We start from the raw sequence: 25,494 nt of genomic DNA, 5'->3' as shown, positions 1-25,494 counted from the left end.
CAGACGCGCCTGGAGAACCTGAAGGAACTGGTCAACGCCATGGCCCAGTTCGACACGCTCGAGGCGTTCCTGGAGCACGTGTCGCTGGTGCTGGACCTCGACCGCAACGCCGGCGGCGACCGGGTGCAGATCATGACCCTGCACCAGGCCAAGGGCCTGGAGTTCCCGCTGGTCTTCCTGCCCGGCTGGGAGGAAGGCGTCTTCCCCAGCCAGCGCAGCATCGACGAGAAGGGCGAGAAGGGGCTCGAGGAGGAGCGGCGGCTGGCCTATGTCGGCGTGACGCGGGCCAAGCAGGACGCGCGCATCAGCTTCGCCGCCAACCGGCTGGTCTACGGGCGCTGGACCTCGCAGCTGCCGAGCCGCTTCGTCGACGAGCTGCCGATCGATCACGTCGAGGCCGAGAGCGACACCGGCTACTACGGCGTCACCCCCGGCATGAAGGAGGCCAAGAGCCGCTGGGACGAGATGCCGACCTTCGGCAGCGGCTATTCCTCGCCAGGCTGGAAGCGGGCGCAGTCGTTCGCGGCCGCGCGGGCCCCGGCGGCGAGGCCGGCGCGGCATACGCTGATCGAGGGGGACGGACGGCTGGTGGCCACGGCGGATCCGCAGGCGGGCGGCGGATGGTCGAAGGGCGAGCGGGTGTTTCACCAGAAATTCGGCTACGGCCACATCATCGGGATCGAGGGCAACAAGCTGCTGGTCGCGTTCGACAAGGCGGGCGAGAAGAAGGTAATCGACACGTTCGTGGAGAAGACCTGATGCGGATGCTGGTGCTCGCGACGGCCGCCCTCGCCCTGTCCGGGTGCGCCACCTCATACAGCGAGGACGCGGTGACCCGTTTCGTCGAGCGGGCCGAAATGTGCGCGCACTTTTCCGGCGAGGAGCCCTATGACGACGCCCGGCGGGCCGAGATCGACAAGGCGCTGAGCGACATGCGGTGCCCGACGCTGCTGCGCGACGGCGCGGCGCTCAGGCTCAGCCGGAAGGACCGGCCCGAGGACGTGCTTCGAATCGACGAAGCCCTGTCGGCCTTTTGAACATCGTGAGAGATCCAGCCATGATCACGCGCCGGGCCGCTATCGCGACCTCTCTGGCCGCCTCGGCTGCAACCCTCTCCATCGGAGGCCCGACCATGGCGCGCCCGGCGCCGCCGGCGGGCTTCGTCCGGCGGGAGGGGATGGCGCTGACTCTGGACGGGCGGCCGTACCGGTTCGTCGGGGCCAACCTATGGTACGCCGCCTGGATCGGCGACCGGCCGCGACTGGGGCGGGAGCTGGACGCGCTGGCGGGCCTGGGGGTCACCAACCTGCGCATCGCCGCCTCGGCCGAGCTGTCGCCGCTGAAGAACTCGGTTCGACCCGCGTTCCGGGACGAGGCTGGCGCCTATGACGAGCGGCTGCTCACCGGCCTCGATCATGCGATGGCCGAGATCGGCAAGCGCGGCCTGAAGGCGGTGCTGTACCTGACCAATTTCTGGGAATGGTCCGGCGGGATGGCGACCTACCTGCTGTGGACCAACGGCGGGCGCTATATCGACATGAACGACCCGGCCCATCCGTGGCCGGCGTTCCCCGACTTCGTCGCCGGCTTCTACCGCAGCCCCGAGGCCGTCGCCCTGTATCACGACCACGTCCGGCGGATCGTGGGCCGGATGAACAGCGTGACCGGCGTGCCCTATGCCGAGGACCCGGCCATCATGGCCTGGCAGCTGGCCAATGAGCCACGCCCCGGCGGCAGCGATCCGGTCGCGGACCAGAGCTTGGCCGATTTCCACGACTGGATCGGCGCGACGGCGCGGCTGATCAAGTCGATCGATCCGAACCATCTGGTCTCGACCGGCGGCGAGGGGCTGAAGGGGTCGATGGAGCGCGAGGATCTCGTCCTGTCGTCTCAGGCGTTCGACGACATCGACTACACGACCGCGCATCTCTGGCCCGGCAACTGGGGCTGGCTGGACCGTTCGGACATGGCCGGAACCCACGGGCGGGCGATGACGCAGTCGGCGGACTACATCGCCCGGCACATCGCGCTGGCGCGCCGGCTGGACAGGCCGCTGGTGCTCGAGGAGTTCGGCTATCCCCGCGACGGAGACGTCTATTCCCCCGACGCGCCGACCACCTTGCGCGACGCCTTCTACGGCATGATCCACGACGCCGTCCTGACCAGCGTCCGCGCGGGCGATCCGCTCGTCGGCTCGAACTTCTGGGCCTGGAACGGCGAGGGCCGGGCCGCCCACGCCGACGCCCGGTTCCGGCCCGGCGACGACGCCTTCCTCGGCGACCCGCCCCATGAGCCTCAGGGCTGGTACGGAGTGTTCGACAGCGACGCCTCGACGCTGGAGCGCATCCGGGCGCATGCCGTGGCGCTGACGGCGGCGGGCTAGACGGCGGCCGGCTGAATCCCGGCGAGGAGTTCCGGCGTCCGGTCGAGATACTTCAGGGCCTGCCGTCTCAACTGGTCGACTTCGGACTTGAGGTGACGCCCCATGTCGCCGTCGTCGCCCCGCAGGCGACCGAACACCGCCAGGGCGAAGGCCCAGCTCCGGGGTGACAGATAGCCGGAACTGCGGCTGCTCCATCCCTGGCTGAAGGCGTCGCCATGCTGCTCGAATCTGAAGGCCGTATTGGCTCCGAACACCCCGAGCCCGGCGTAGACGACCGCCAGATCGGTCATCAGTTCGTGGGTCTCGTCCTCCACGAGATCGGCCTCGGCCGCGAGCAGGTAATGGGCCATCTCATGAGCGAGCGTGGCGACCAGAGCGCCCGGGTCGTCGAGCAGGTCCGGCGCATACGAAATGACCACCTCCCCGTCCGGCTCGATCCGGAAGGTCCCGTTGGGATCCTGGTCGCCGGCGATGGTCACGAACTCGGCGACCCGTTCCCCCGTCATCCGCCGGGGTTGCGGCTCCAGCCGGCACGGCCAGTCCGCCTCGGGCATCTGCATGATCGCCCGCACGCAATCGAAGATGTGACGGGCCTTGTCATGGCCACGGGCCTCGGTCGGCGGAAAGAACTCGCGGGTCGGAAGGGCCACCGGCGTGTCCCGGAGGGCCACTTCGGTTCCGAAGCGCTCGATGAGGATACGCCAGGTGTCGAGGTGCCAGTCCTCCACATCGGGATCGAGGAAGCGCCGCACCCCGAAAAGTCCAGACAGCATCGCTCTATTCCCCGTCCATCGGCGTGGTCCGCCCGGCCAGCGTCTCCCACGCCCCCACCCCGACAAGCACCGCCGTCGACGCCGCCGCCAGACCGAGCGGCGTGAGCCACGGCGCGACCGGGACCAGGGCGCCCAGGGCGGCCAGGGCCGCGGCGCCGACCAGCCGCGACGGCGACCAGGTCCCGAAGGCGGCGAGCTTGAAGACCTGGGCGCCGGCCAGAAACAGCAGCGGCCCGCCTATCAGCACGGCGGCGGTGGTGAACGTCACCGGTCCTCCCGGATGACTCAGCGACAGCTCGTCGCCGACCGCGGTGACGATAATGCCGGCGACCACGAGGATGGGGCCATAGGTGTAGGCGCGCCGGGCGATGCGGCCGGGGTCGTCCGAGCGGGCGATGATGTCGGACGCGGCGTGGTGGGCCCGGCTGAACCAGATCCACCACATGGCGAGAGCGCCGATGAAGGCCGAGGCGAAGGCGGCGACGACCGCGGGCGTCCACTCGAGACCGGCGAAGGTCGCACCGGTGACCAGCACGGATTCGCCCAGACAGATGATGATGAACAGGCCGACGCGCTCGGCCAGATGCCCGCCCTCGACCTGCCAGTCCGCGGTGTGGGACCGGCCGAGGCCGGGGACCCAGAAATACAGCATCGGAGCGGCGAACTCTCCGGCGACGGCGAACAGCCAGACGATCAGGCGCGCCTGCCCTTCCAGCAGGCCGCCGGCGATCCACAGCACGCCGCCCGATACGGCCCAGATGGAGATGCGCTGGAAATTCCGGCGCAGCGCCTCGTCCCGGCGCACGGCCCACAGGGTGAAGAGGCCGCGCCCGACCTGGATGGAGACGAAGGCGGCCGCGAAGACCAGGCCCTTGTCGCCGAAAGCCTCCGGCAGGGAGGTCGACATGATCAGGCCCGCGCCCATCAGGGCGAACAGCATGATCCGCACCTGCGGCCGCTCGGGGTCCAGCCAGTTGGTGATCCAGCTGGTGTCGATCCAGGCCCACCACAGAGCCCCCAGCAGCATGGCCGCCTGGAGCACGCCCAGCCAGGTCAGGTGCTCCAGCAGGGTGTGCGAAAGCTGGGTGACGGCGAAGACGAAGACCAGGTCGAAGAACAGTTCGACGAAGCCGACCCGCGCGTGAGCCCCGTCCCGGTTCCTGAGCAGGCCGCGCGCCATGGTTCCCCAACCCTTCCTTAAGCCCGTTCGGCGACCCTGCACGGGTGCGCGAGTCCCGTCCAGACGCGGTCCTGATCGAAGCCGCTCCCAGCCTGTGGGAGCGGGCGATCTGTATTGTCATCATCGCCATGCTGACCGGCGCTCTGATCGGGCCCGTGTTTGCGCCGCTGCAGGAAGAAACGCCGGTGCTGCGGCTGGTGTGGTTGCCGGCCTATGCGGCGATCTTCGGCATGGCGCTGTATCGCATCGACCGGCTGTGGCGGGCGTGGCCGGCGGCGATCGCCGTCGGGCTGCTGGTCGGGCTGGCCTTCGCCTCGCGCTACTGGTCGATCGACTTCGAGACGACCAGCCGGCGGGTCATCGCCCTGGCCATCAGCGGGGTCTTCGCCCTGTATCTCGGCGCGGTGTTCCGGGGGCCGCATCTGCCGCGGCTGCTGATGCACACGGCGCTGCTGATGGCGGTCGGCAGCCTGGTCATGGTGTTCGCCTTCCCGTCGATCGGCGTGCACCAGTACGACAACGCCGGCCTGTGGCGCGGGCTCTGGTACGAGAAGAACCAGATGGGGGCGGTGATGGTGATCGGGGCCACGGCTTCGGCCGCCTGCCTCGCCTCGCCGGACCCGCGACGCCTGCTGCCGGCCATCGCGCTGGTTCTGTCCAGCGGACTGGTGCTGGCGACCCAGTCCAAGACCTCGCTGCTGTGCCTGTTGATCGGGCTGGCCTTCGTGGGGGGGTTCTGGAGCCTGCGTCGTGGCGGCGCGGCCTTCAGCGTCGTGGCGATCTGGTGCGCCGTGGTGGTGACGGCGCTGGGCGTATGGACCTGGGAGTCCAATTCGGTGGCGGTGCTGGAGGCGCTGGGCAAGGACCCGTCGCTGACCGGGCGCACCGACATCTGGGACGCCCTGATGCGCAAGGTCGCCGACAAGCCGTGGACCGGCTACGGCTACGGGGCCTTCTGGGGTCGCGCCGGCGAGTCCGTCCCGGCCGACTGGGTGCGCAAGGAAACCCAGTGGCCGGTTCCGAACGCCCACAACGGCTGGATCGACCTGCTGGTGCAGTTGGGCTGGCCGGGGGCGATCCTGGTCGGGGCGCTGATGGCGTCCACGGCCCTGATCACCCTGTTCCGCTCGATGGGCCAGGGCCTGCGCGAGGGCTGGTGGGCGCTGGGCTTCCTGACCGCCTTCTTCGTGCTGAGCCTGTCGGAAAGCATCCTGCTGGCCCACCAGGGCCTGCCGTGGGTGCTGTTCATGGCGGTGATGACCCGGGGCATCCTGCCGGCGCCGGCCCCAGGTCCTGTCCCGCTTGTGGAGAAGCGCCGCCGGGCCTACCAGACCGGCTCCCGAATCGCCGCACAGTATCCCCATGGGCCAGTCCGCCGACCTCCTTTCGCTGTTTGACGACGAACCGACGCTGCCGCGCCCGGGCGACCCCGCCTCGCCCCTCCCCACGGCGGACCCGGCCCTGACTCCGCAGGCGGCCGCGCCGAAACACGAGCCCGCGCCGCAGCCCCGCCCGGCCGACGGTCCGGCCTCCGCCCCGCTGGCGGCGGCGACCGGCTACTCCGCCTCGTCGATCGAGGTGCTGGAGGGGCTGGAGCCGGTCCGCAAACGCCCCGGCATGTACATCGGCGGCACTGACGAGCGGGCCCTGCACCACCTGTTCGCCGAAGTCCTCGACAACGCCATGGACGAGGCGGTCGCCAAGCACGCGAAGCTGATCACCGTCGACCTCGACGCCGACGGCTGGCTGGCGGTCCGGGACGACGGCCGCGGCATTCCGGTCGACCCGCACCCCAAACACCCCGGCAAGTCGGCGCTGGAAGTGGTGATGACGGTGCTGCACTCGGGCGGCAAATTCTCGGGCAAGGCCTATGAGACCTCGGGCGGCCTGCACGGCGTCGGCGTCTCGGTGGTCAACGCCCTGAGCGAGCGATTGGACGTCACCGTCTGGCGCGACGGCTACGAGTGGAAACAGTCCTTCAGCCGCGGCCTGCCGCTGGGGCCGATCGCCCAGCTGCAGCCGTCGAGGAAGAAGGGAACCCTGATCCGGTTCAAGCCGGACGAGCAAATCTTTGGCACCGGGGCGGCCTTCAAGCCGGCGCGGCTGTTCCGCATGGCGCGGTCCAAGGCCTACCTGTTCCGCGGCGTCGAGATCCGCTGGAGCTGCGCGCCGGAGCGGATCACCGACCACACCCCGACCGAAGCCGTCTTCCACTTCCCCAACGGCCTGGCCGACGCCCTGTCCGAGCGGATCGGCGAGATCGAGACCGTGACCCCCGCCTTCGCCGGCCGGGTCGAGCGCAAGGGCGAGGCCGGGGCGGTCGAATGGGCCGTGACCTGGAGCCCCATCGGCTTCGGCGAGGCCGACGGCTTCGTCTCGTCCTATTGCAACACCGTCTCGACGCCGGACGGCGGCACCCATGAGGCCGGCTTCCGGGCGGCGCTGGTCAAGGGACTCAAGGCCTACGGCGAGCTCACCAACGAGAAGCGGGCCGGCTTGATCACCGCCGAGGATGTGGTCGCCAACGCCGGGGCGCTGATCTCGGTGTTCGTGCGCAATCCGGAGTTCCAGGGCCAGACCAAGGACCGGCTGTCGTCGCCCGACGCCCAGCGGCTGGTCGAACAGCTGATGCGCGATCCGCTGGACCACTGGCTGACCGAGAGCCCGAAACAGGCCAACACCCTGCTGGGCTTCGTCATCGAGCGGGCCGAGGACCGGCTGAAACGCCGCAAGGACAAGGAGGTCCAGCGCGCCCAGGCCACGCGCAAACTGCGCCTGCCCGGCAAACTGTCGGACTGCTCGCGCCAGACGGCGGAGGGCACCGAACTGTTCATCGTCGAGGGCGACTCGGCCGGCGGTTCGGCCAAACAGGCGCGCGACCGCACCACCCAGGCCATCCTGCCCCTGCGCGGCAAGATCCTGAACGTCGCCTCGGCCACGGCCGACAAGCTGCGCCAGAACATCGAACTGTCCGACCTGGCGCTGGCGCTGGGGGTGCAGCCGGGCAGCCGGTTCAACATCGAGGACCTGCGCTACGAGCGCATCGTCATCATGACCGACGCCGACGTGGACGGCGCGCACATCGCGGCCCTGCTGATCACCTTCTTCTACCGCTCGATGCCCGAGACGATCCGCCAGGGCCGGCTGTTCATGGCCCTGCCGCCGCTCTACCGGATCAGCGCCGGGCCCCTGTCGGAATACGCCCGCGACGACGCCCACCGCGACGAGCTGCTGGCCACGGTGTTCAAGGGCAAGAAGGTCGAGATCGGCCGGTTCAAGGGCCTCGGCGAGATGATGGCCTCCCAGCTCAAGGAGACCACCATGGACCCGAAGAAGCGCACCCTGGCGCGGGTCACGGTGCCGGCGTCCGAGGACGAGATCGAGGACCTGGTCGAGCGGCTGATGGGCAAGAAGGCCGAGGCCCGCTACCAGTTCATCCAGGACAACGCCCGCTTCGTGGTGGATGAGCTGGACGTGTGATTACGGACAGGTCGTCGGTTCGCCGTAGCGGGTGACCACGCCGTGCGCGGCGTCGCCGTTCAGGTGCAGCACCGTCATCCGGTCGTATTCGCATTCCGGCATGTCGGCGGCCTCCGCATACCCCAAGGCCCGCGCGATCAGCGGCACGGTATTGCTGTGGCCGACGATCAGGACGGTCGCGTCCTCGGGCAGGGCGCGCACGCGGGCGGCGATGGCGGCGACATGGGCTCCGGCCCCGCCGTCCAGCGGCACCGCCTCGGAAGTCACCGAATGATAGTCGGCCGTCGGCGCGGCGGTCAGCCGGGTCCGTTGCAAGGGACTGGTCAGGATCACCGAGGGGTGGGCCTCAGTGAGTTCGGCGGCGAGCGCCCGCGCCCTCGCCTGCCCGGCTTCTGAGAGCGCGGGGTCGGCGCTGGCGTCAACCTTTTCTCCGTGGCGGACGATGATGACGGTCTGGGCCATGGCGGAAGTCGCGGTCAGCAGCGAGACCGCGGCGGCGAACAGAAGGCGTTTCATAGGAGGGTCCCCGTTTTCCGCAGACTGGCGGGGGCGGAGCCCATTGTCGAGATCGTCAGTGGACGGCCCACTCCTCGCGCGGCTGCACGAAGGCCGGTTTGCCGCTGACGTCGGCGTAGGTCATGCACAGGTCCTCGAACACCCGGCCCCACGAGAACCGCTCGACCGCCTTGACCCGGGCGGCGGCGCCGAGGGCCTCGATGTCGCGGGCGAACAGGGCCTCGATGGCGGCGGCGTAGTGGACCGGATCGGCGCTCTTCGCCAGCTGGCCGACGGTGTCGTCGACCGTCTCCTTGACCCCGCCGGCGTTGACGCCGACGACCGGCCGGCCGCAGGCCATGGCCTCGAGCACGATCAGGCCGAAGGGCTCCTTGTCGTTGGCGTGCACGAAGGCGTCGCAGGAGGCGATGATCCGCGCCACGGCCTTGGGGTTGGCCTCATACGGCAGGGAGATGACCCGGTCCTCGGCGGGCAGGCCCGCGCCGGCGCCGACCAGCACCAGGTGATAGGGATCGCCGAGACGCTGCACGGCCTCGATCAGCACGTCGATGTTCTTCTCGCGGGCCGGGCGGCCGGCGAAGCACAGCAGACGGGCGGCGGCGGGCAGGCCCAGCTTCTTCAGCAGCCAGTCGCGGTCGCGGCGGTCCGGGCGGAAGGTGTCGACCTCGACCCCCAGCGGCTGGATGACGATGTCGCGAATGCCCGCTTCCTCCAGCCGGCGGGCGATGTAGCGGCTGGGCGAGACGACGCGGTCGAACTGGCCGAACAGCCGGGCCCAGCGCTTCTCGACCGGCTTCTTGGCCCATTCGCCGAAATGCAGGGCGGCCAGGCCGGCGGGATCGGAATGGCAGAAGCCGACGACCGGACAGCCGGCGCGCTGGCCGGCCTCGAGGGCCCCCTGCCCGGGCGTGTAGGGATCGCCGGCCTCGATGATCGACGGATTGAGCGACGCCACCCAGGCCCCCCAGCGGCGCACCGAGGTCGGCCAGCGGTAGCCGTCGCCGAATGGAAGCTTGGTGGCGTGCAGCTGGACGATCCCGTCCTCGCCGGCCTTGTGGTGCGCGCCCGGCACGACCAGCGAGTGGGCGACGCCGGGGCGTTCTGCCTCCAGCCACGCCTTCTTGGACAGCAGGTAGCGTTTCACCCCGCCGGAACGCGGCGCATAGAGCATGGTGGTGTCGACCAGGCGGGGCCGGTCGTCCTCGCCCGCGGCCTTGGTCGCCCTGAGCGTCTCCGAGACCTCCTCGTCCCAGCCCGGGATGAGGCGCAGTTCGCCTTCCTGGACCTCCAGTCCCGCCAGGTTCATCAGTTCCTTCTCCGCGGCGCTGATACCGAGCGGGCCAACGCGCCTGACCCGTTTCTGGATGCGACGGGCCTTGCGAACCTTGGACATATGCGACTTCACCATCCGCGCGCCGTAGCGCCCGCGACCGCGAAGCTCAAGCGTCATCCGTCGGCGGAGGGTCTTCCGACGGGACGACGCCCCGCCGCGCCAGGGCTTCGCGCAGCAATACCTCCATCTGGGCGTTGACCGAGCGAAGCTCGGCGGCGGCCAATCGCTCGACCGCCGCCATCACGCCGGAAGACGCGCGCATCAGGAACGGCTTCCTCGATCGCGCCATCTCAGCCGTACAGGGTGCCGGCGTTGACCACCGGCTGGGCGTCGCGGTCGGCGCACAGCACGACGAGCAGGTTGGAGACCATGGCCGCCTTGCGGTCTTCGTCGAGCTCGACGACCCCCCGCTCGCCCAGATCGAGAAGGGCGTTCTCGACCATGCTGACGGCCCCGCGGACGATCAGGCGGCGAGCGGCCAGGACGGCCTCGGCCTGCTGGCGGCGGAGCATGGCGCCGGCGATCTCCGGGGCGTAGGCCAGGTGCGCCAGCCGCGCCTCGTCTACCGCCACGCCGGCGACGCTCACCCGATTGACGAGCTCGTCGCGGAGACGGCCGGCGACGTCCTCGGCGTCCGAGCGCAGGGTCATCTCGGGCTCGGCGTCCTCCTCGCCGTGGTCGTAGGCGTAGTGGGAGGCGATGTCGCGCAGGGCGGTGTCGACCTGGATGTTCACGAAGGCCTGGTAGTCATCGACGTCGAACAGGGCCTGGGCCGAGTCCTGGACCCGCCAGACGACGTTGGCGGCGATCTCGATGGGACTGCCGCGCTTGTCGTTCACCTTCAGCTTGTCGCTGGTCAGATTGCGGACCCGCAGACTGATCTTCTTGCGGCTGTACCAGGGCAGGACCCAGCGCAGTCCAGTCTGGCGGTCGGTGCCGCGGTATTCGCCGAACAGCAGTATGGCCATGCTTTCGTTCGGCTGCAGCGAATAGAGGCCGCAGAGCAGCAGCAGGCCGATCACGGCCGTGACGATTCCGCCGATGACCACGAGGGCGTTGTCCGGGTCCTGCGACACCACGATCGGGCCGCCGACGATCAGCAGCAAGCCGAGGAGAAGCATCACCAACCCGTTGGCGGTGGACGCCGGGCGCTCGGTGGATTTCGAGTGGGTCGTGGTCATCAGTCCCTCCTGATTCGATATGGAAGTGATATCACTCTGATTTCAATTTAGGCAATAGCCGCGCTTGCGTTCGTCGTCGGAGGGTCGCCTTCGGCCTTGCATTCGCCTCAAATTCGAGAAACTTGAGGCAGGCTGGCGTGGTCCCTGTTAGAGGATCGCCGGCGTCTCTGCGCGTGTCGTCCACAGGGGTTCTTCTGAATGCGTATTATGCTCGCGACCGCGGTGGCGATCGCTCCCCTGATGGCCGCTTCCGGCGCCATGGCCGAAGTCGTCATCTCGACGGCCCGGACCACGCCGATCACCACGGCTAACGCCACCGGGTCCGGTCCTGACAGCATCCGCATGGCTTCCGGCGGTTCGATCGCGGTCAACACCGGGGTCGCCGTGACGGTGAATTCCAGCCACGGTTTCGACATGGATTCCGGCAGCTCGATCACCATGGCGAGCGCCGCGGACGGAGCCACCGGCGTGCTCGTCAACGGGGGCAACACGGCGAACATCACGCTCGGCGGCACGATCTCGATCACCGATAACATCGCGTCGGACGCCGATCTCGACACCGACAACGACGGCGATGCCGACGGTGCGTTCGCCAGCGGCACCGGCCGCTACGGCGTCCGCGTGGCCGGCGCGTCGCCGCTGGTGGGGAATATCGTCGTCGAGACCGGCGCGTCGATCACCGTTGAGGGCAACAACTCCTACGGAATCTCGCTGGAAGCGCCTCTCACGGGCAGGTTCGACATGCTGGGCTCGACCCAGGTCGTGGGGAATGACAGCTACGGCGTCCGCGTCACGGGCGACGTCAGCGGCGACACGAGACTGCTGGGCGCCGTCACCGTGCGCGGCGGGAATTCGGTCGGAGCCTCCATCGAGGGCGATGTCGGCGGCGGCCTCGTCGTTCATTCCGCCATTTCGTCGACCGGCTACCGGTTCACCGCCCGGCCCGCCGAGCGCCCGGCGGACTATGTCGAGCCGACCGCCGACGACGAGCGCATCCTGCTGCTGGACGAACTGGACGCCGACGACCTGCTGCAAGGCGGCGCGGCCCTGAGCATCCAGGGCAACATCGCGGAAGGCGTCGTGCTGGATCGGGCGCCTCAGTACTCCGGCCTCGGCATCGAGGGCGACGATGACGGCGACGGCGTCAAGAACGGTGACGAGGACGACGACGGCGACGGCACCGTCAACCGCACCGACACCGATCGCGACGGCGACGGCCTGCTCGACTCGACCGAAAGCACGGCGTCGGTCGCCAGCTTCGGATCCGCCCCGGCCATCGAGATCGGCTCCGCAACCCAGTCGATCACTCTCGGGGTCGTCGGCACGGGCGCCAACGCCTATGGCTTCATCAACCGCGGCGCGGTGGCGGCCCAGGGAATTTATGACGGTATCGACGCCCAGGCCCTGGTGCTTGGCGGCAACGCCGGCCAGACCGTCGACATCGCCGGCGGAGTCCGCAACGAGGGCACGATCATCGCCGTGGCCCAGGACGGAGACGCCACGGCCATCCGGTTCGGCGGCGGCGTAACCGCGCCCACGCTGATCAACTCGAACAGCATCACGGCGGGCTCGACCAGCGACGTGGCGGCGACCGTCACAGCCGTTCAGATCGATGCCGGAGCCACCGTCGGCAGCGTGGCCAACAGCGGCACGATCGTGGCGTCCGCCACCGGGGGCGTGGCGAACACCTTCGCCATCCGCGACCTCAGCGGCGGCCTCAACACGGTCACCAATACCGGCGTCATCCAGGCCAACGTGGGCGCGAACGCCGACGGCGATCCGATCACCGGCGTCGGCGTCGCGATCGACGTCAGCGCCAATACGACCGGATTCACCCTGATCCAGTCAGGGACCCCCGGCACGCCGACGACGTCCAATCCCGACACCGATGGCGATGGCGTGCCGGACAGCGCGGAACCGAACATGGTCGGCGCGGTCAGGCTGGGCAGCGGCGCCGACACCCTCGACATCCGCAACGGCGTCGTGTTCGGCGATATCGCCTTCGGCGCGGGCGCCGACACCCTGTCGGTCACCGGCGGAGCCATCGTGCGGGGGGGGCTGAGCGACACCGACGGGGCGCTGGCCGTCAACGTCGCCAACGGCACGCTCGAAGCACGCCAGAACGCCGTGCTGAACGTCACCAGTCTCAACGTCGGGGGCGACGGCAACCTTATCGTCACCCTGGATCCGGCCAACAACACCTCCGGCTACTTCAACGTCGCCGGAACGGCCACGCTGGCCGACGGCGCCGGCCTGGGCGTCCGGTTCACCTCCCTGCTGGATGCGCCGGGACGCTTCACCCTGATCGACGCCACGACCCTGAACTTCGGCGACCTCGACCTGAGCGCGGTCGAGGAGAATTCGCCCTATCTGTACGTGGTCCAGGCCGGCGCCGACGTGCCCGCCGGCCAGGTGTTCGCTGACGTGCGCCGCCGCACCGCGGCCGAGGCGGACCTGATCCCGGTCGAAGCCTCCATGTTCGACGCCTTCTACGGCGCGATCGGCGACGACGACGCCGAGGCCGTCCGCAACGCCTTCCTGGCCCAGACGGACCGCGAAGGCTTCCTGAACCTGTATGAGCAGCTGCTGCCCGAGCACTCCGGCGGACCGTTGCTGTCGCTGGCCTCGGGCGTGGACGCGGTCACCCGCGCCCTGACCGGACGCAACGCCGCGGCGGCGCCGGGCGAAACCAGCGCCTGGGTGCAGGAGATCAATTTCTACGCCGACAAGGACAAGACCGACACCTACGGCTTCCGCTCGGAAGGCTTCGGCGTCGCCGGCGGGGTCGAGCGCGGCACCGGCCTGGGCGCGATCGGCCTGACCGCCGCCTTCACCTCGTCCGACCTCGAGGATCCCGAGGCCGAGGCCGAGGAAGTCCTGTCCGCCAGCCTGCTGGAGCTCGGCCTCTACTGGCGCGCCCAAGGCCAGTACTGGACCACCTGGGCCCGCGCCGCGGCCGGCTACGCCTCGTTCACCTCCGAGCGTCGGTTCGTCGGCGAGGGCCTGAACCTGTCCAATGAGTCCGACTGGAACGGCTTCACCCTGGCCGCGGCCGGCGGGCTGTCCTACGAGCGCGAGTTCGGGCGCTTCACCATCCGTCCCGAGGCCTACGCCGAATTCTTCTCGCTGAGCGAGGACGGCCACGTCGAGGAAGGCGGGGGCGACGGCTTCGACCTCGAGATCGACGACCGCGAAGGCCATATGTTCTCGGCCACGGCGGCGATCAATTTCGGCATGAAGATGGGCCAGAACGACTGGCTGCGCCCCGAGGTCCGGGTCGGCTGGCGCCAGAACATCTCGGTCGATCCGGGCGAGACCATCGCCCGCTTCCGCTCGGGCGGCGGCGACTTCACCCTGACGCCCGACACCATCGAGGGCGGCGGCCCGATCCTCGGCTTCCGCCTCAACGTCGGCAACGAGCTGGGCATGCTGTCCGTCAGCGCCGACGCCGAGATGATCGACGACTATATCCGGTATATGCTGTTCCTGCGGGCCAGCTTCCGGTTCTAGGTCGGCGAACGGGCGGCTAGCTCAGCTGGTCAGAGCACCTCGTTTACACCGAGGGGGTCGGGGGTTCGAACCCCTCGCCGCCCACCATGTTTTCAATGACTTAGACCCGCTCGGGGCGTGAAATCGGCCGTTTTGCCCCCCTGTTTCCCCATGATTGGAGACGGGATCGCATACGACAGCACTCCTCGCTCGATTGCCATGTGCCTCGATCGAATAATCCGGCTGGCATTTCAAAGGGTTGAGCGCGCTTGGTTCACAGCCCTGGCTATGTGACCGGCCATCAGTGCCCCTCGGGTGCGCCGAGGAGGTGGCAAGAGCCAGCGTGACTTGACTCATGCTCCGGTTGAGCAGCGAGTGGTCAGAGAACGCGGGTTCGGGGAGCGCCTATGACCAAAGTCACAATTCAGTACCGCCAGCTCAAGACCGAAGGCATGCCTCAAGACGGCACGCTCAAGGCGATGATCGTGGATGCCATGCGAACCAAGCGAAGCGGGGCCATGATCGGCCTGAACGCTAAATCCCGGATAATCGATATCGACCAGGATGGCAGCTACGTCATTCTGAACAAGATCACAGAGCCGGCCGGGTGGGACGCCCAGATATTTGTAGGCCAGCTGATCCATCTCCAGCAGGGCGCGGATGTGGCCGCCGTTATGCAGTCCTTGGAGGAGGACGCGGAGGAATTCCTTCTCCAGCAGATCAACTTGGGGGAGGCGAGCGTAGCGAAGGGCATCCTGTACTTCGCCGCTGTCGGAAACCACGTCGGCCTCATCGAAGGTCAGCAGGTCAAAGGGCGCACCCTGGAACGGTACCTGACAAGCCTATTCCAGAAAGTAGAAATCCTCGAACCCGGCGGGGCACCCGTCGTTTTGAACAGCCGGTTCCTCGCCGGTGACGGCAAGGAACTGGCCGAAAGCACCGAAATCACCGTTCAGGCTGAACGGAACTTGGGAGCGGGGGTGGCCGCGGCTGCCGAAGCGCTGGAAGAGATCGTCGAGCGAGAGCGCGCTAGGCTGAGAAGAGAAGGTGCGACCGTTTTTGACGTGTTGAGGACGTTAGGATGGGATGAACAGGCCATTGCAGCCCTCGACCACGAGATTCCATCGGACGGGTGGATCGAGGGCTTCTTCAAGGTCTTCATCAAACGTAAGAACCGGAAAGCCAAAATCTCACGAGCGACAATAAATGAGGCCCTTCGAAACATCGACCCCGCAGATATCGGCATGGATGGCGACGGGAAGGAACGCGGCGGGATCGTGAAGCTGTCGGTGAAGAAGCAGGTGGCCACGATCGGAACCCTACTAGACCCCGCCGACGCGAAGGAACAGATTGTGAACGCGCTCAAGGAATGGGCTGAAGCGGGAAAGATCGATTGCAACTTCGCCTGACCGAGGTGTTCGCGGCGATCTGCGGCTTTATAGCCGCGGCTCTCCTGCCGGCCGGCTCGCTTTCTGGTGAGCCGGGCAGACTCCTCACGACGTTTCTCGGCCTTCTCGCAGCTAGCATTCTTCCCACGATCTCGCTCATCGTTGGGGGGATGGGCACTGGCTCGCGGTCGGTGAGGCTCGTCTCCTCGCTCGGCGCTGAAATCATGGCGACCGTGGACTTGCTGTTCGCCGTCTTCGGCATGATTGCTCTGACGCTCGTGGTTCTGCTTTTGCTGAACGTGCCCGCGCCATACGCCAATCAGATCCACCCCTTGGCATTGCAACTGATGGCTGCTGGCGGGCAGGGCGTGGTCGGCGCGCTGGCGGTCCTCGTCGTATGCAAGTCCGGCGCAGTCCCGGGAGCAATTCGCAGGTCACTTACCGTCCGAACGGAAATGGCCGAGGCCGAAGCCAAAAAGAAAACGGCCGAGAATGCGACTGCAGCAACCACTGCTTCTTCGTTCAAAACGCAGGAAGGATTCGGGGAAGTCGTTTCGCACGACGACAAGCCCAAAACCCACTAGCCCCCCGGTTTCCCCCCTGAAACCCGCGGAAAGGCCGTGAACAAAACGGGGGGGAACGGCACCGCAAGGCCTTTAAAATCAATACTTTCGAACGCGAGTAGCATCGTTTACACCGAGGGGGTCGGGGGTTCGAACCCCTCGCCGCCCACCATCCGCGCCCGTCCTCCATACGCGGTCAGGCGCCGTTCACCATTTCCGTGTCAGGAAGCGGCGTCCGGAGAGTTCCAATGAAGTCCATATTCACGCGCAGCACCGCCCTCGCCGCCGTCCTCGGAGGGGCCCTGATGCTTCAGGGCTGCGTGGTCGGGGCCGTGGTCGGCACGGCCGGCGCCGTGGTCGGCGGAACCGTCAAGGCGACCGGGGCGGTCGTCGGCGCGGGCGTCGACGCCGTGACCACCTCCGACGAGGAGACACGGGCCAAACGCGAGCGCGAACAGCGCGAGTATGAGCGCGAGCAGCGCCGCTGCGAACAGCGCCAGCGCCAGGGCCGCGACTGCTGACCTAGAGGGTCAGCACGCAGCGCTCGTGAATGGTCGGGCGCGACACCGCGATGCGGCTCAGCCCCGGCCAGTCCGGCTTGAGCCGGTCGGCGAACCACAGGCACAGGTGCTCCAGCGTCGGCAGCTCCAGCCCCGGCTTGTCATTGAGCAGGCCGTGGTCGAGTTCTTCCGCCGCCGCCTTCAGGGCCCGGTCCAGCGCGCCGAGGTCGGCGACCCAGCCGTGGCCGTCCAGCGTCTCGGCCCGCACGGTCGCCTCGACCGAGAAGGAATGGCCGTGCATGCGCCGGTACGGGCTGCCGTCCGGCTCGTTCGGAAAGTGGTGGGCGGCGTCGAAGGTGGCCGCCTTGGTGATCTCGAAAACGCTCATCTGACGCCGATGTATTTGTGGGTCTGGACGCTGAGCCGCCATTTCGGGTGACGCAGGCAATAGTCGATGGCCGCCGCCGTATTGGCCTCGCGGTCCGGGCCGTCCATGGGTTGCAGCCAGAACCGCTCGAAGGCCAGGTGTTCGAACCGGTCGGGCATGGCGGCGGGCTGCGGGTAGACCAGCTTCAGCTCCTGGCCCGACGTCTGGACCACCGGCGCGTCGGCCTTGGGGCTGACGCAGATCCAGTCGATTCCCTCCGGCGCCGGCAGCGTGCCGTTGGTCTCGATGGCGATCTCGAAGCCGCGGGCATGGAGGGCCTCGATCAGGGCGGCGTCCAGCTGCAACAAGGGCTCGCCGCCGGTGCAGACGACCAGCTTCGGGTCCCCGGCCCGGCCCCGCCACATCGAGGCGACATGGTCCGCCAGGGCGTCGGCGGTCGTGAACTTGCCGCCGCCGTCGCCGTCGGTCCCGACGAAGTCGGTGTCGCAGAAGGTGCAGACCGCCGCCGCGCGGTCCCGCTCGAGCCCGTTCCACAGATTGCAGCCGGCGAAGCGCAGGAAGACCGCCGGCCGCCCGGCCTGCCCGCCCTCGCCCTGCACCGTCAGGAAGACCTCTTTTGCGGACCAGGTCACGCCAGCCCCCCGGGCCGCGCCACCCATTCGCCGTAGCCGGCGGCGCGCAGTTCGCAGGCCGGGCAGTCGCCGCAGCCGTAGCCCCAGGCCTCGCGGTGGTCGCGGTCGCCGCGGTAGCAGGTGTGCGACGCCTCGACGATCAGATCGACCAGCGGCTGGCCGCCCAGTTCGTGGGCCAGGGCCCAGGTGTCGGCCTTGGTCATCGCCATCAGCGGCGTCTCGATCACCACCGGCTTGTCCAGCCCGAGGCTCAGCGCATGGGCCATGGCGTCGATCGTGTCGCGGCGGCAGTCTGGATACCCCGAGTAGTCGGTCTCGCACATCCCGCCGACCAGCGTCTCCAGCCCCCGGCGGTCGGCCAGGGCGGCGGCGCAGGTCAGGAAAACCAGATTGCGGCCCGGGACGAAGGTAGTCGGCAGGCCCCGGGCGTCCATCTCGATGGCACGGTCGGCGGTCAGGGCGCTCTCGGCGATCCTGCCATAGCCGGTCAGGTCGACGACGTGATCCGGCCCCAGCCGGGCCGCCAGATGCGGCAGCACCCGCCCCATGCCCTCGCGGACGGTCAGACGCGCCTCCATCTCGACCGCATGGCGCTGGCCGTAGTCGAATCCGACCGTCTCCACCCGCTCGAAACGCGTCAGGGCCCACGCCAGGCAGGTGGCGCTGTCCTGCCCGCCGGAGAACAGCACGAGAGCGGAATTTGCAGGATTTTGCAGTGAATCGCTCATGACAAACCTGCGGTCGGCCGGTCGGCCGCGCGCATGGACAAGGGTGACAGGGCCGTTCCAGGACGGGGCCGGCCTTCTACACCAGCCCGCGGGTCCGCGCAAAAGCGGCGCGATAAACAGCACCGCCGAGCTTAACCCTTCCGCAAAAGGTTCCCTTGCAGTGTCCACCGGTCGCAGTGGAGTGCCGGTGAGTATGCCGACCATCGAAGTTCTCACCGAGCGCGCCGAGGCGGTGTCGCCTCACACGCTGGGAAGTGAGGTATTCGCCCGCTTCGAAAGCGAGCCCGACACCCTCGTCATCGCCGTCGTCGACGGCCGTCGCCCGGTCGGCCTGATCGAGCGCAACGTCTTCCTGCTGAAAATCGCCGGCGCCTTCGGCCACGCCCTCTACGCCCAGCGGCCGATCACCCATCTGATGGATCCGGATCCGGCGGTGGTCGAGGCCGGCGTGGCGGTCGACACCTTCTGCGACGTGCTGCTGAAGAGCGGACCCGGCGCCCTGATGCGCGGCTTCATCGTCACCCGCAACGGCCAATACCATGGCGTCGGCACGGCCGTGTCCCTGCTGCAGGCCGTCAACGAGCGCCAGCGCCGCCAGAACGTCGAACTGGCCGAGCAGGCGCGCGTGCTGAGCGACACCCGGACCCAGGCCCTGATGTCGGCGCGCGCCAAGAGCCAGTTCCTGGCCATCATGAGCCATGAACTGCGCACGCCGATGAACGGCGTGCTGGCCGTAGCGGAGCTGCTGCGCCGCCAGCCGCTGAACGCCCAGGCGCACGCCCATGTGACCACGATCGTGGAATCCTCCGAGACCCTGCTGCGCATCCTGCAGGACGCTCTCGACCTGTCGCGGGCCGAGGCCGGGGAACTGGAGCTGCATGCGGAGCCGACTCCGCTGCGAAGCCTCATGGACGACATCCAGGCCATGTGGGCGCCGCGCGCCTCGCAGGACAATGTCACCCTGATGATCGGCTATGAGGGCGACACCGAACTGGGCGCCGTCGTCGACGGCGTGCGTCTGAAGCAGGTGTTCAACAACCTGATCGGCAACGCCCTGAAATTCGCGCGAAACGGGGTGGTCGAGGCCAGCCTCAAGGCGGTGGCCGCCGGCGACCGCATCACGCTGGAGGCCCGCATCCGTGACGACGGTCCGGGCATCGACGCCGACCGCGTGGATGCGATCTTCGAACCCTTCGTCCACGGCTCCGGGCAGGACGGGGCGGGCCTCGGCCTCTCGATCTGCCGGCAGATCATCGACCGCATGGGCGGCCGCATCTGGGCCGAGAACAATCGCGGACGCGGCGCGACGTTCGCCTTCGACCTCGAGGTCGACCGCATCCGGGTGGAGTCGGCGGCGGCGTCAAACGTCCAGTCGCTGTCCGACCATGAAATGACCTCCACGCCGCACATTCTGATCGTGGACGACAACGCCACCAACCGCGTGGTCGCCCAGGCCTTGTGCGAGATGTTCGGCTGCACCTCCGAGACCGCCGTGGATGGGGTCGAGGCGCTGGAAGCCGTGCAGGAGCGCAAATTCGATCTGGTGCTGATGGACATCAAGATGCCGCGCATGGACGGCGTCCAGGCGACGCAGGCGATCCGCGCCCTCGAAGGGCCGGTCAGCGTCATCCCGATCGTGGCCCTGACCGCCAACGCCGATCCCGACGACGCGAAGAAATACCTCTCCTGCGGCATGGCCGCGGTGGTGGAGAAGCCGATCAAGCCCGAACGGCTGCGCATGGCCATCCATGGCGCGCTGGCCCCGGCCGAAACCCCGGTCAGGAGTCGGTCGTCCCGCTCGGCGGCTTAGCTGACCTCGGCCGGCGGGGTCTCCTCGTCCTCTTCGTCATAGCCCACCAGCCGCAGCGCGCGGGCCTTCTGGCCGTTCAGTTCGCACCAGCGCAGCAGCCCTTCCTCGCGCCCGTGCGTAATCCACACCTCCTCGGGCCGGAGCTCGGCGAAGGTGGCGGTCAGTTCGGGCCAGTCGGCGTGGTCCGATAGCACCAGCGGCAGCTCCACCCCCCTCTGGCGCGCCCGCGCCCGAACTCCCATCCAGCCCGAGGCGAAGGCCAGAACAGGATCGGCGAAGCGGCGGGCCCAGCGGTCCTGGGTTGCTGAGGGCGGGGCGATCACCACCTCCCCGCCCAGGGCGTTGGGCTTCAGGCCGGTGGCCGGCGACAGCGGGCCCAGCTCGACACCCTCGCGTTCATAGAGGCGGTTGAGCCGCTCGAGGGCGCCGTGCACATAGATCGGCCGCTCCCAGCCCGCCTCGCGCAGCAGGCGGATGACGCGCTGCGCCTTGCCCAGGGCATAGGCGCCGACCAGATGGGCCCGCTCCGGGAACTGCCGCAGCGACTGGACCAGCCGCCCGATCTCCTCACCGTCCGGCGGATGGACGAAGACCGGCAGGCCGAAGGTCGCCTCGGAAATGAACACGTCGCAGGGCACGGGCTCGAACGGGGCGCAGGTTGGATCGCGGCGGCGCTTGTAGTCGCCCGAGACCACCATGGTGGCGCCCTTCCAGCGGATCACCGCCTGGGCCGAGCCCAGCACATGGCCGGCCGGAACGAGGGTCACCTCGACGCCGTTGTGCGAAGCCGCCTCCCCGTAGGCCGCCGGCTGTTCGCGCCCGGCGAATTCGACGCCATACCGTTCCGCCATGATGGCGAGGGTCTGCGGGGTGGCCAGCACGGCGCCGTGCCCGGCCCGGGCGTGATCGGAGTGGCCATGGGTGATCACCGCCCGGTCAACCGGCCGCACCGGATCGACGTAAAAGTCTCCCGGCGGGCAATACAGGCCGGCCGGCGTCGGTCTGAGCAGGTCCTCGAAGCGGGTCATCGGTCGGATATGGGCCCTCGTGACAGGGCGGGAACGCACGAGCCGCGCTTGCGTCCACGCCCTCCCCCGGGTTGATAGCAGGTCATGACGTCCTCCACCCTCGTCTCCCTGCTGCCCCAGCTCGCCTCCGGGGCAGCCCACACCCACGCCCTCGGTTTCGTCTATGACGGCCTGGAGGGCGACCGGGTGCGCCTCCGCGTGCCCTGGCGTGAGGATCTGGTCGGGGATCCTGACACCGGGGTGCTGGCGGGCGGTCTCGTCACCGCCCTGCTGGACCATGTCGGCGGCCTGGCGGTGTGGATCGCGCTGGACCGGTTCGAACCGATCGCCACCCTCGATCTGCGCGTCGACTACATGCGGGCGGCCGAGCCCCGGCGGGCCCTGATCGCCGAGGCGCGCTGCTATCGCCTGACCCACTCCATCGCCTTCGTGCGGGCGTGGGCGTTCGAGGACGGGCCCGACGATCCGGTCGCCGCGGCCCAGGCCGCCTATATGCTCAGCGCCAGCGACGGCCGGGAGCCGGTGAAATGAGCGCCCTGCTGGACCATCTGCCCTACGCCCGCTTCCTCGGCCTGACCTCGGACCAGGACGGCGACGTCCTGACCGTCACCATGCCGTTCGCGGAGCGGCTGATCGGCAATCCCATGCTGCCGGCGCTGCACGGCGGGGCGACCGCCGCCCTGCTGGAACTGACCGCCGTGGCCCAGGTGGCCCTGTCCTACCCCCGCCTGCGCCTGCCGCGGCCGATCAACGTCACGGTGGCCTATCTGCGCACGGGCCGACCCGCCGACGTCCATGCCCGCGCACGCATCAGCAAGGCGGGACGGCGGGTGGCGCACGTGCTGGCCGAGGCCTGGCAGGAGGACGAAGCCCAGCCGATCGCCTCCCTCACGGCCCATTTCCTCGTGTCTACTTACAATCTCTAGTTGTAGTTCGTTGTAACGCCTGATTGCTTCCTCTACGTGATGGTTAATCACGGAGGAAGATCATGACGAGACAAGGCATCGGCGAAGCCCTCGCGGCCCGCCTCTACTCAGCCGAAGCGGCCATCGACCGGGCCATGGCGGAGACCGCGGCGCTGACCGCCGCCCTGCCCGGAGCCCGGGCCGACGCCTGGCTGTCCGCCGTCACCGGCCAGCGCGCCTTCAGCGGCGCGGCGGCCACCATCGGCGCCCTGGCCGAAGCGCGCGGCCACCTGGTGCAGACCCATAACACCCTCGCCGCCCTGGCCCGGAAACTGGGCCTGGAAACCCTCGCCGTCGGGCCCGTCGACAAGCCGGGCGACACCCCGCCCATCGGCGGCGGGGTGTGTCCGGAAGGTGACACAAGCGTCGCCATGGTGAACAAATCCCTACCGACAATTGGTGAGTTGTGTTAAGACCTCATTTACTTCTTCAGTTTGAGTCAGTTTGGAGACTTCCATGGATAAGGCCCAAGTGATCGCCAGCGTCGCCGGTGATCTGAATGCGACCGAACAATCCGTCGACGCGGCCATCACTCGCGCCACGACCCTGGTGCAGTCGATGATCGGCTCGCGCTCGGCGCTTAACCTTTCGCCGGTCCTCGGCGCCGAGGCCCAGGCCAGGGCGCTCGAGGCCATCGCTGCCCTAGGCGCCGCGCGTCAGGCCGTCGTCGCGTGCCACGAAGAGCTCGCCAAGGATCACCGCCGTCTGGGCTATGGCGTCTATGCCGAGATCGCGGAGAAGGGCCAGACGCGACCCGAGACCATCGGCGAGCACCGTCTCCGCGCGGTTTAATTCGAAGTAATGTCGGCGAGCGGTCATTTCCGCGAGTGCTGACTTAAGGCATCATCGCCCTCATGCTTGGCGCATGGGGGCGATTCTGTGTTTGAGACCATCTACGCGCAGGTCGTCCTCGCGGTCGCCGTCCTCGTCGTCACCTTTGCTTTTCTGAAGGGAGACGAGCCCGAGCGAATGGGCGCCGCGGCCTATGCGATTGCCCTGTTGGCCACGACGATGATCAGGGATGGCACCAGCCTGAGCGTTCCGCGATGGGGTGTAATGGCGCTCGAGATTGTGTTGCTGGTCGTCTTTCTCGGGATCGCCTGGCATAGCCGCCGGGCCTGGCCCGTCTGGGCCGCCGGTTTTCAGAGTTTGATCGTCACCGGCCACCTCTTGGTGGCGGCCAACCTGCGGCCGCCGTCCGACGCCTTCGCCACGGTCATTAACATGTCCAACTACGGCCTGTTGATCGCACTCGCCGTCGGCACCTTCTGGGCCTGGCAGGAGCGGCGGGCCGCCGCCATGGGGTCCGGGGAAATCTAGAAGCCGCTGAGGCTCCGGTGTGAGCGTCCGGCGCGGAGGGCCAGCCAGTGTTCGACACCATCTATTCCCAGGTCGCCGCCACGGTCGGCGTGATCGTCGTGGCCTTCGCCTTCCTGAAGGGCGACGAGCCCGAGCGGGTCGGCGGCGGCATCTATGCCATCGGCGCCCTGGCGGCCCTGCTGGTCCAGGAAGAGACCCGGCTGTACGGCGTCCAGGCGGGCCTGATGATCCTCGATATCGTCCTGCTCGCCGCCTACGCCGCCGTGGCGTGGAAAAGCCGCCGGTCGTGGCCCGTCTGGGCCAGCGCGCTCCAGTCGCTGGCCGTCATGACCCACGTCCTGACGATGGTCGACGTCCGGCCGCCCATGGTGGCCTTCTACGCGGTCATCAACCTGGCCAACTACGGCGTCTTGCTGGCTCTCACGCTCGGCGTCCTGCAGGCCTGGCGCGACCGCCGCGCCCTCGGGCTGGAATAGCCGCCCGGGCGCCTCTAGGTGGATATTCCTAGACGCCTGCGGTATCCTGCCTCCGAATCGGCCTTCGGGCCGTCCCGGAGGTCCCGCCCCCCATGCCCCTCTCCCACGGCCAGCTCTGGAAGGCGATCGACGGGCTGGCCCGGCGGGAGGGGATCAGCGCCTCGGCCCTGGCCCGGCGGGCCGGGCTGGACGCGACCAGTTTCAATCCGTCGAAGCGGTTCGGGCCGGGCGACCCGCCGCGGCCGCGCTGGCCGTCGACCGAGAGCCTGACCCAGGTCCTGCGGGCCACGGGCCTGTCGCTGGGAGAGTTCGCCGCCCTGGCCAATGACGCGCCGGAGCGGGCGGCGACCGTGCCGATGCTGGGCATGGCCCAGGCGGGACAGGACGGCTTCTTCGACGACGCCGGCCTGCCGGTCGGGGACGGCTGGGAGCAGACCGAACTGCCGCGCCCGAAGGAGACCCTGCTGAGCCTGAGCATCGCCGGCGACTCCATGGTCCCGCTGTACCGCGAAGGCGATCGGGTCATCGTCGACCGCGAGGCCTCGGACGTGCGCAAGGGGGACCGGGTGGTGGTGCGCACCACCGGCGGCGAGACCCTGGCCAAGGAGGTGGCCGGACTGACCGCGCGCGCGGTGACCCTGGCCTCCGTCAATCCGGCCTATGAGCCGCGCGTCGTGCCCCGCAAGGACATCGTCTGGATGGGCCGGATTCTCTGGGTCAGCCAGTAGCGCGCAAAAAAGGCCGCCCCGGGGGGCGGCCTTTCCTTGCGGTGCGGCGCTGTCAGCGGCTGACGTAGTGGGCGTTGACCCAGCCGCCGCCGGCGATCTGGACCCACTCGCCCTGCGAGCTGATCGCGGTGAACGGCTGGCCGGCCGACAGGCTGCCGACCTGACGATAGCTGGTCCCCGGGCCCGAGCGGATGCGCAGGTTCGAGGTCGCGCGGTAGCTGTCGCCCTCACCATAGCTGTAGTTTGAGCTGTAGGATCTGGCCCGCTGCTGGTTGCAGCCGATGTAGGACCCGGCGGCGGCGCCGGCGCCGGCGCCGACCACCGCGCCGAGGGTGCGTTCGTTACGCGAGATCTGGCTGCCGGCGAGGCCGCCAATGACCGCGCCGATCAGGGCGCCGGTGCGCTGACGGCCGCCGGGGGCGTCGCAGTTGGTGATGCCGTTGGCCTGTTGGGCCATGGCGGCGGTCGGCAGGGCCGCTGGCGCCAGCGAGGCCAGCAGGGCGGCCGAGGCCAGAGCGACGGTGATCTTGTTCTTCTACATTGCTCATCTCCTGTCATCGAGTTGATCGATGGACAGGCACAATGCACCGGCCAAGGTGAAGGCACCCCGTGGCGCGGCGTTATGTTCAGTTC

General features: G+C 68.8%; 28 protein-coding genes and 1 tRNA gene. 18 read left to right on the top strand and 11 right to left on the bottom strand.

Annotated elements, in window-relative coordinates; translation table 11 throughout:
• From VEB62_RS12870 to VEB62_RS12860, 3 genes are all read left to right on the top strand, one after another.
• On the top strand, positions 1-759 hold a 759-nt coding region (locus VEB62_RS12870; RefSeq protein WP_324800296.1), incomplete at its 5' end, for a 3'-5' exonuclease.
• A complete protein-coding gene (locus VEB62_RS12865; protein WP_324800293.1) occupies positions 759-1,037 on the top strand; it encodes a hypothetical protein in 279 nt (92 codons plus the stop codon). The genes VEB62_RS12870 and VEB62_RS12865, both read left to right, overlap by 1 nt.
• Positions 1,038-1,057: 20 nt before the next feature.
• Positions 1,058-2,383, top strand: a complete 1,326-nt coding sequence (locus VEB62_RS12860) for a glycoside hydrolase 5 family protein (RefSeq protein ID WP_324800291.1) — start codon at positions 1,058-1,060, stop codon at positions 2,381-2,383.
• On the opposite strand, the gene VEB62_RS12855 is transcribed toward VEB62_RS12860, so the two are convergent.
• Positions 2,380-3,156: an AbrB/MazE/SpoVT family DNA-binding domain-containing protein gene (locus tag VEB62_RS12855; protein ID WP_324800288.1), complete on the bottom strand. Its 777-nt coding sequence runs from the start codon at positions 3,154-3,156 to the stop codon at positions 2,380-2,382. The two genes, VEB62_RS12860 and VEB62_RS12855, sit on opposite strands and share 4 nt — an antisense overlap.
• Positions 3,157-3,160: 4 nt before the next feature.
• Positions 3,161-4,336, bottom strand: a complete 1,176-nt coding sequence (locus VEB62_RS12850) for a low temperature requirement protein A (protein WP_324800285.1) — start codon at positions 4,334-4,336, stop codon at positions 3,161-3,163.
• A gap of 44 nt (positions 4,337-4,380) precedes the next feature.
• Here VEB62_RS12850 and VEB62_RS12845 point away from each other — a divergent pair, with 44 nt between their 5' ends.
• A complete protein-coding gene (locus VEB62_RS12845) occupies positions 4,381-5,733 on the top strand; it encodes an O-antigen ligase family protein (RefSeq protein ID WP_324800283.1) in 1,353 nt (450 codons plus the stop codon).
• The gene (gene parE, locus VEB62_RS12840; RefSeq protein WP_324800280.1) at positions 5,699-7,816 is read left to right on the top strand and encodes a DNA topoisomerase IV subunit B; all 2,118 of its coding nucleotides are present in this window, start codon (positions 5,699-5,701) and stop codon (positions 7,814-7,816) included. The genes VEB62_RS12845 and parE overlap by 35 nt, the downstream gene beginning before the upstream one ends.
• Here parE and VEB62_RS12835 read toward each other — a convergent pair whose 3' ends face one another.
• From VEB62_RS12835 to VEB62_RS12820, 4 genes are all read right to left on the bottom strand, one after another.
• On the bottom strand, positions 7,817-8,332 hold the full coding sequence (locus tag VEB62_RS12835) for a histidine phosphatase family protein (RefSeq protein ID WP_324800277.1): 516 nt from the start codon (positions 8,330-8,332) through the stop codon (positions 7,817-7,819). It lies immediately after the preceding gene.
• Between the two features lie 55 nt (positions 8,333-8,387).
• Positions 8,388-9,638 (bottom strand): glycosyltransferase, encoded by a 1,251-nt coding sequence (locus VEB62_RS12830; RefSeq protein ID WP_324800297.1) that lies wholly within the window; start codon positions 9,636-9,638, stop codon positions 8,388-8,390.
• Positions 9,639-9,771: 133 nt separating this feature from the next.
• Positions 9,772-9,927: a type II toxin-antitoxin system antitoxin gene (locus VEB62_RS12825; RefSeq protein ID WP_324800275.1), complete on the bottom strand. Its 156-nt coding sequence runs from the start codon at positions 9,925-9,927 to the stop codon at positions 9,772-9,774.
• A gap of 28 nt (positions 9,928-9,955) precedes the next feature.
• Positions 9,956-10,846 (bottom strand): SPFH domain-containing protein, encoded by an 891-nt coding sequence (locus tag VEB62_RS12820; RefSeq protein ID WP_324800273.1) that lies wholly within the window; start codon positions 10,844-10,846, stop codon positions 9,956-9,958.
• A gap of 198 nt (positions 10,847-11,044) precedes the next feature.
• Between VEB62_RS12820 and VEB62_RS12815 the strand changes: the two genes are divergently transcribed.
• The 5 genes from VEB62_RS12815 (at position 11,045) to VEB62_RS12795 (ending at position 16,807) form a co-directional block, all read left to right on the top strand.
• Entirely contained in the window at positions 11,045-14,356 is a 3,312-nt protein-coding gene (locus VEB62_RS12815) for an autotransporter outer membrane beta-barrel domain-containing protein (protein WP_324800271.1), read from the top strand.
• A 10-nt stretch (positions 14,357-14,366) separates the two neighbouring features.
• A tRNA-Val gene (locus tag VEB62_RS12810) sits at positions 14,367-14,443 on the top strand.
• A 299-nt stretch (positions 14,444-14,742) separates the two neighbouring features.
• Positions 14,743-15,744: a hypothetical protein gene (locus tag VEB62_RS12805; RefSeq protein ID WP_324800268.1), complete on the top strand. Its 1,002-nt coding sequence runs from the start codon at positions 14,743-14,745 to the stop codon at positions 15,742-15,744.
• On the top strand, positions 15,729-16,307 hold the full coding sequence (locus VEB62_RS12800) for a hypothetical protein (protein WP_324800265.1): 579 nt from the start codon (positions 15,729-15,731) through the stop codon (positions 16,305-16,307). Before VEB62_RS12805 ends, VEB62_RS12800 begins: the two co-directional genes overlap by 16 nt.
• 227 nt (positions 16,308-16,534) lie before the next feature.
• Complete coding sequence (locus VEB62_RS12795) at positions 16,535-16,807, top strand: hypothetical protein (RefSeq protein ID WP_324800262.1); 273 nt, start codon at positions 16,535-16,537, stop codon at positions 16,805-16,807.
• Position 16,808: 1 nt separating this feature from the next.
• Here the strand turns inward: VEB62_RS12795 and VEB62_RS12790 are convergent, their stop codons facing one another.
• The 3 genes from VEB62_RS12790 to queC are packed head-to-tail and all read right to left on the bottom strand — an operon-like array spanning position 16,809 to position 18,534.
• Positions 16,809-17,174 carry a 6-pyruvoyl trahydropterin synthase family protein gene (locus tag VEB62_RS12790; protein WP_324800259.1) on the bottom strand — a complete coding sequence of 122 codons (366 nt, stop codon included), beginning with the start codon at positions 17,172-17,174 and terminating at the stop codon, positions 16,809-16,811.
• Positions 17,171-17,806, bottom strand: a complete 636-nt coding sequence (gene queE / locus VEB62_RS12785; RefSeq protein WP_324800256.1) for a 7-carboxy-7-deazaguanine synthase — start codon at positions 17,804-17,806, stop codon at positions 17,171-17,173. The genes VEB62_RS12790 and queE overlap by 4 nt, the downstream gene beginning before the upstream one ends.
• Positions 17,803-18,534 carry a 7-cyano-7-deazaguanine synthase QueC gene (gene queC, locus VEB62_RS12780; protein WP_324800253.1) on the bottom strand — a complete coding sequence of 244 codons (732 nt, stop codon included), beginning with the start codon at positions 18,532-18,534 and terminating at the stop codon, positions 17,803-17,805. Before queC ends, queE begins: the two co-directional genes overlap by 4 nt.
• 193 nt (positions 18,535-18,727) lie before the next feature.
• Here queC and VEB62_RS12775 point away from each other — a divergent pair, with 193 nt between their 5' ends.
• Positions 18,728-20,344 carry a response regulator gene (locus tag VEB62_RS12775; protein ID WP_324800251.1) on the top strand — a complete coding sequence of 539 codons (1,617 nt, stop codon included), beginning with the start codon at positions 18,728-18,730 and terminating at the stop codon, positions 20,342-20,344.
• Here VEB62_RS12775 and VEB62_RS12770 read toward each other — a convergent pair.
• Complete coding sequence (locus VEB62_RS12770; RefSeq protein WP_324800248.1) at positions 20,341-21,372, bottom strand: ligase-associated DNA damage response exonuclease; 1,032 nt, start codon at positions 21,370-21,372, stop codon at positions 20,341-20,343. The two genes, VEB62_RS12775 and VEB62_RS12770, sit on opposite strands and share 4 nt — an antisense overlap.
• Before the next feature lie 84 nt (positions 21,373-21,456).
• On the opposite strand from VEB62_RS12770, the gene VEB62_RS12765 reads away from it, so the two are divergent.
• The 7 genes from VEB62_RS12765 (at position 21,457) to VEB62_RS12735 (ending at position 24,861) form a co-directional block, all read left to right on the top strand.
• Positions 21,457-21,903 carry a PaaI family thioesterase gene (locus tag VEB62_RS12765; protein WP_324800245.1) on the top strand — a complete coding sequence of 149 codons (447 nt, stop codon included), beginning with the start codon at positions 21,457-21,459 and terminating at the stop codon, positions 21,901-21,903.
• A complete protein-coding gene (locus VEB62_RS12760; protein ID WP_324800242.1) occupies positions 21,900-22,298 on the top strand; it encodes a PaaI family thioesterase in 399 nt (132 codons plus the stop codon). Before VEB62_RS12765 ends, VEB62_RS12760 begins: the two co-directional genes overlap by 4 nt.
• A 62-nt stretch (positions 22,299-22,360) precedes the next feature.
• Positions 22,361-22,750, top strand: a complete 390-nt coding sequence (locus VEB62_RS12755; RefSeq protein ID WP_324800239.1) for a hypothetical protein — start codon at positions 22,361-22,363, stop codon at positions 22,748-22,750.
• A gap of 43 nt (positions 22,751-22,793) precedes the next feature.
• Positions 22,794-23,129: a hypothetical protein gene (locus VEB62_RS12750; protein ID WP_324800236.1), complete on the top strand. Its 336-nt coding sequence runs from the start codon at positions 22,794-22,796 to the stop codon at positions 23,127-23,129.
• 87 nt (positions 23,130-23,216) lie between these two features.
• Positions 23,217-23,657, top strand: coding sequence for a hypothetical protein (locus tag VEB62_RS12745; protein ID WP_324800234.1), 441 nt, complete (start codon positions 23,217-23,219; stop codon positions 23,655-23,657).
• A gap of 47 nt (positions 23,658-23,704) precedes the next feature.
• Positions 23,705-24,133 (top strand): hypothetical protein, encoded by a 429-nt coding sequence (locus VEB62_RS12740; RefSeq protein ID WP_324800232.1) that lies wholly within the window; start codon positions 23,705-23,707, stop codon positions 24,131-24,133.
• A 92-nt stretch (positions 24,134-24,225) separates the two neighbouring features.
• Positions 24,226-24,861, top strand: coding sequence for a S24 family peptidase (locus VEB62_RS12735; RefSeq protein ID WP_324800228.1), 636 nt, complete (start codon positions 24,226-24,228; stop codon positions 24,859-24,861).
• Positions 24,862-24,913: 52 nt separating this feature from the next.
• Here the strand turns inward: VEB62_RS12735 and VEB62_RS12730 are convergent, their stop codons facing one another.
• Complete coding sequence (locus VEB62_RS12730; protein ID WP_324800225.1) at positions 24,914-25,318, bottom strand: SH3 domain-containing protein; 405 nt, start codon at positions 25,316-25,318, stop codon at positions 24,914-24,916.
• Positions 25,319-25,494 lie beyond the last annotated feature (176 nt).

The organism is Brevundimonas sp. (assembly GCF_035626975.1).
Classification (GTDB): Bacteria; Pseudomonadota; Alphaproteobacteria; order Caulobacterales; family Caulobacteraceae; genus Brevundimonas.
Note: the sequence above shows the minus strand (reverse complement) of the source record. Positions and strands in the feature narration are given on the sequence as shown.

Excerpts from the sequence above, each read along its gene's own strand:
- VEB62_RS12865 (WP_324800293.1), top strand. The coding sequence starts at position 759 with ATGCGGATGCTGGTGCTCGCGACGGCCGCCCTCGCCCTGTCCGGGTGC.
- VEB62_RS12860 (WP_324800291.1), top strand. The coding sequence starts at position 1,058 with ATGATCACGCGCCGGGCCGCTATCGCGACCTCTCTGGCCGCCTCGGCT.
- VEB62_RS12855 (WP_324800288.1), bottom strand. The coding sequence starts at position 3,156 with ATGCTGTCTGGACTTTTCGGGGTGCGGCGCTTCCTCGATCCCGATGTG.
- VEB62_RS12850 (WP_324800285.1), bottom strand. The coding sequence starts at position 4,336 with ATGGCGCGCGGCCTGCTCAGGAACCGGGACGGGGCTCACGCGCGGGTC.
- parE (WP_324800280.1), top strand. The coding sequence starts at position 5,699 with ATGGGCCAGTCCGCCGACCTCCTTTCGCTGTTTGACGACGAACCGACG.
- VEB62_RS12835 (WP_324800277.1), bottom strand. The coding sequence starts at position 8,332 with ATGAAACGCCTTCTGTTCGCCGCCGCGGTCTCGCTGCTGACCGCGACT.
- VEB62_RS12830 (WP_324800297.1), bottom strand. The coding sequence starts at position 9,638 with ATGAACCTGGCGGGACTGGAGGTCCAGGAAGGCGAACTGCGCCTCATC.
- VEB62_RS12825 (WP_324800275.1), bottom strand. The coding sequence starts at position 9,927 with ATGCGCGCGTCTTCCGGCGTGATGGCGGCGGTCGAGCGATTGGCCGCC.
- VEB62_RS12820 (WP_324800273.1), bottom strand. The coding sequence starts at position 10,846 with ATGACCACGACCCACTCGAAATCCACCGAGCGCCCGGCGTCCACCGCC.
- VEB62_RS12815 (WP_324800271.1), top strand. The coding sequence starts at position 11,045 with ATGCGTATTATGCTCGCGACCGCGGTGGCGATCGCTCCCCTGATGGCC.
- VEB62_RS12805 (WP_324800268.1), top strand. The coding sequence starts at position 14,743 with ATGACCAAAGTCACAATTCAGTACCGCCAGCTCAAGACCGAAGGCATG.
- VEB62_RS12795 (WP_324800262.1), top strand. The coding sequence starts at position 16,535 with ATGAAGTCCATATTCACGCGCAGCACCGCCCTCGCCGCCGTCCTCGGA.
- VEB62_RS12790 (WP_324800259.1), bottom strand. The coding sequence starts at position 17,174 with ATGAGCGTTTTCGAGATCACCAAGGCGGCCACCTTCGACGCCGCCCAC.
- queC (WP_324800253.1), bottom strand. The coding sequence starts at position 18,534 with ATGAGCGATTCACTGCAAAATCCTGCAAATTCCGCTCTCGTGCTGTTC.
- VEB62_RS12775 (WP_324800251.1), top strand. The coding sequence starts at position 18,728 with ATGCCGACCATCGAAGTTCTCACCGAGCGCGCCGAGGCGGTGTCGCCT.
- VEB62_RS12770 (WP_324800248.1), bottom strand. The coding sequence starts at position 21,372 with ATGACCCGCTTCGAGGACCTGCTCAGACCGACGCCGGCCGGCCTGTAT.
- VEB62_RS12765 (WP_324800245.1), top strand. The coding sequence starts at position 21,457 with ATGACGTCCTCCACCCTCGTCTCCCTGCTGCCCCAGCTCGCCTCCGGG.
- VEB62_RS12760 (WP_324800242.1), top strand. The coding sequence starts at position 21,900 with ATGAGCGCCCTGCTGGACCATCTGCCCTACGCCCGCTTCCTCGGCCTG.
- VEB62_RS12755 (WP_324800239.1), top strand. The coding sequence starts at position 22,361 with ATGACGAGACAAGGCATCGGCGAAGCCCTCGCGGCCCGCCTCTACTCA.
- VEB62_RS12750 (WP_324800236.1), top strand. The coding sequence starts at position 22,794 with ATGGATAAGGCCCAAGTGATCGCCAGCGTCGCCGGTGATCTGAATGCG.
- VEB62_RS12735 (WP_324800228.1), top strand. The coding sequence starts at position 24,226 with ATGCCCCTCTCCCACGGCCAGCTCTGGAAGGCGATCGACGGGCTGGCC.
- VEB62_RS12730 (WP_324800225.1), bottom strand. The coding sequence starts at position 25,318 with ATGGCCCAACAGGCCAACGGCATCACCAACTGCGACGCCCCCGGCGGC.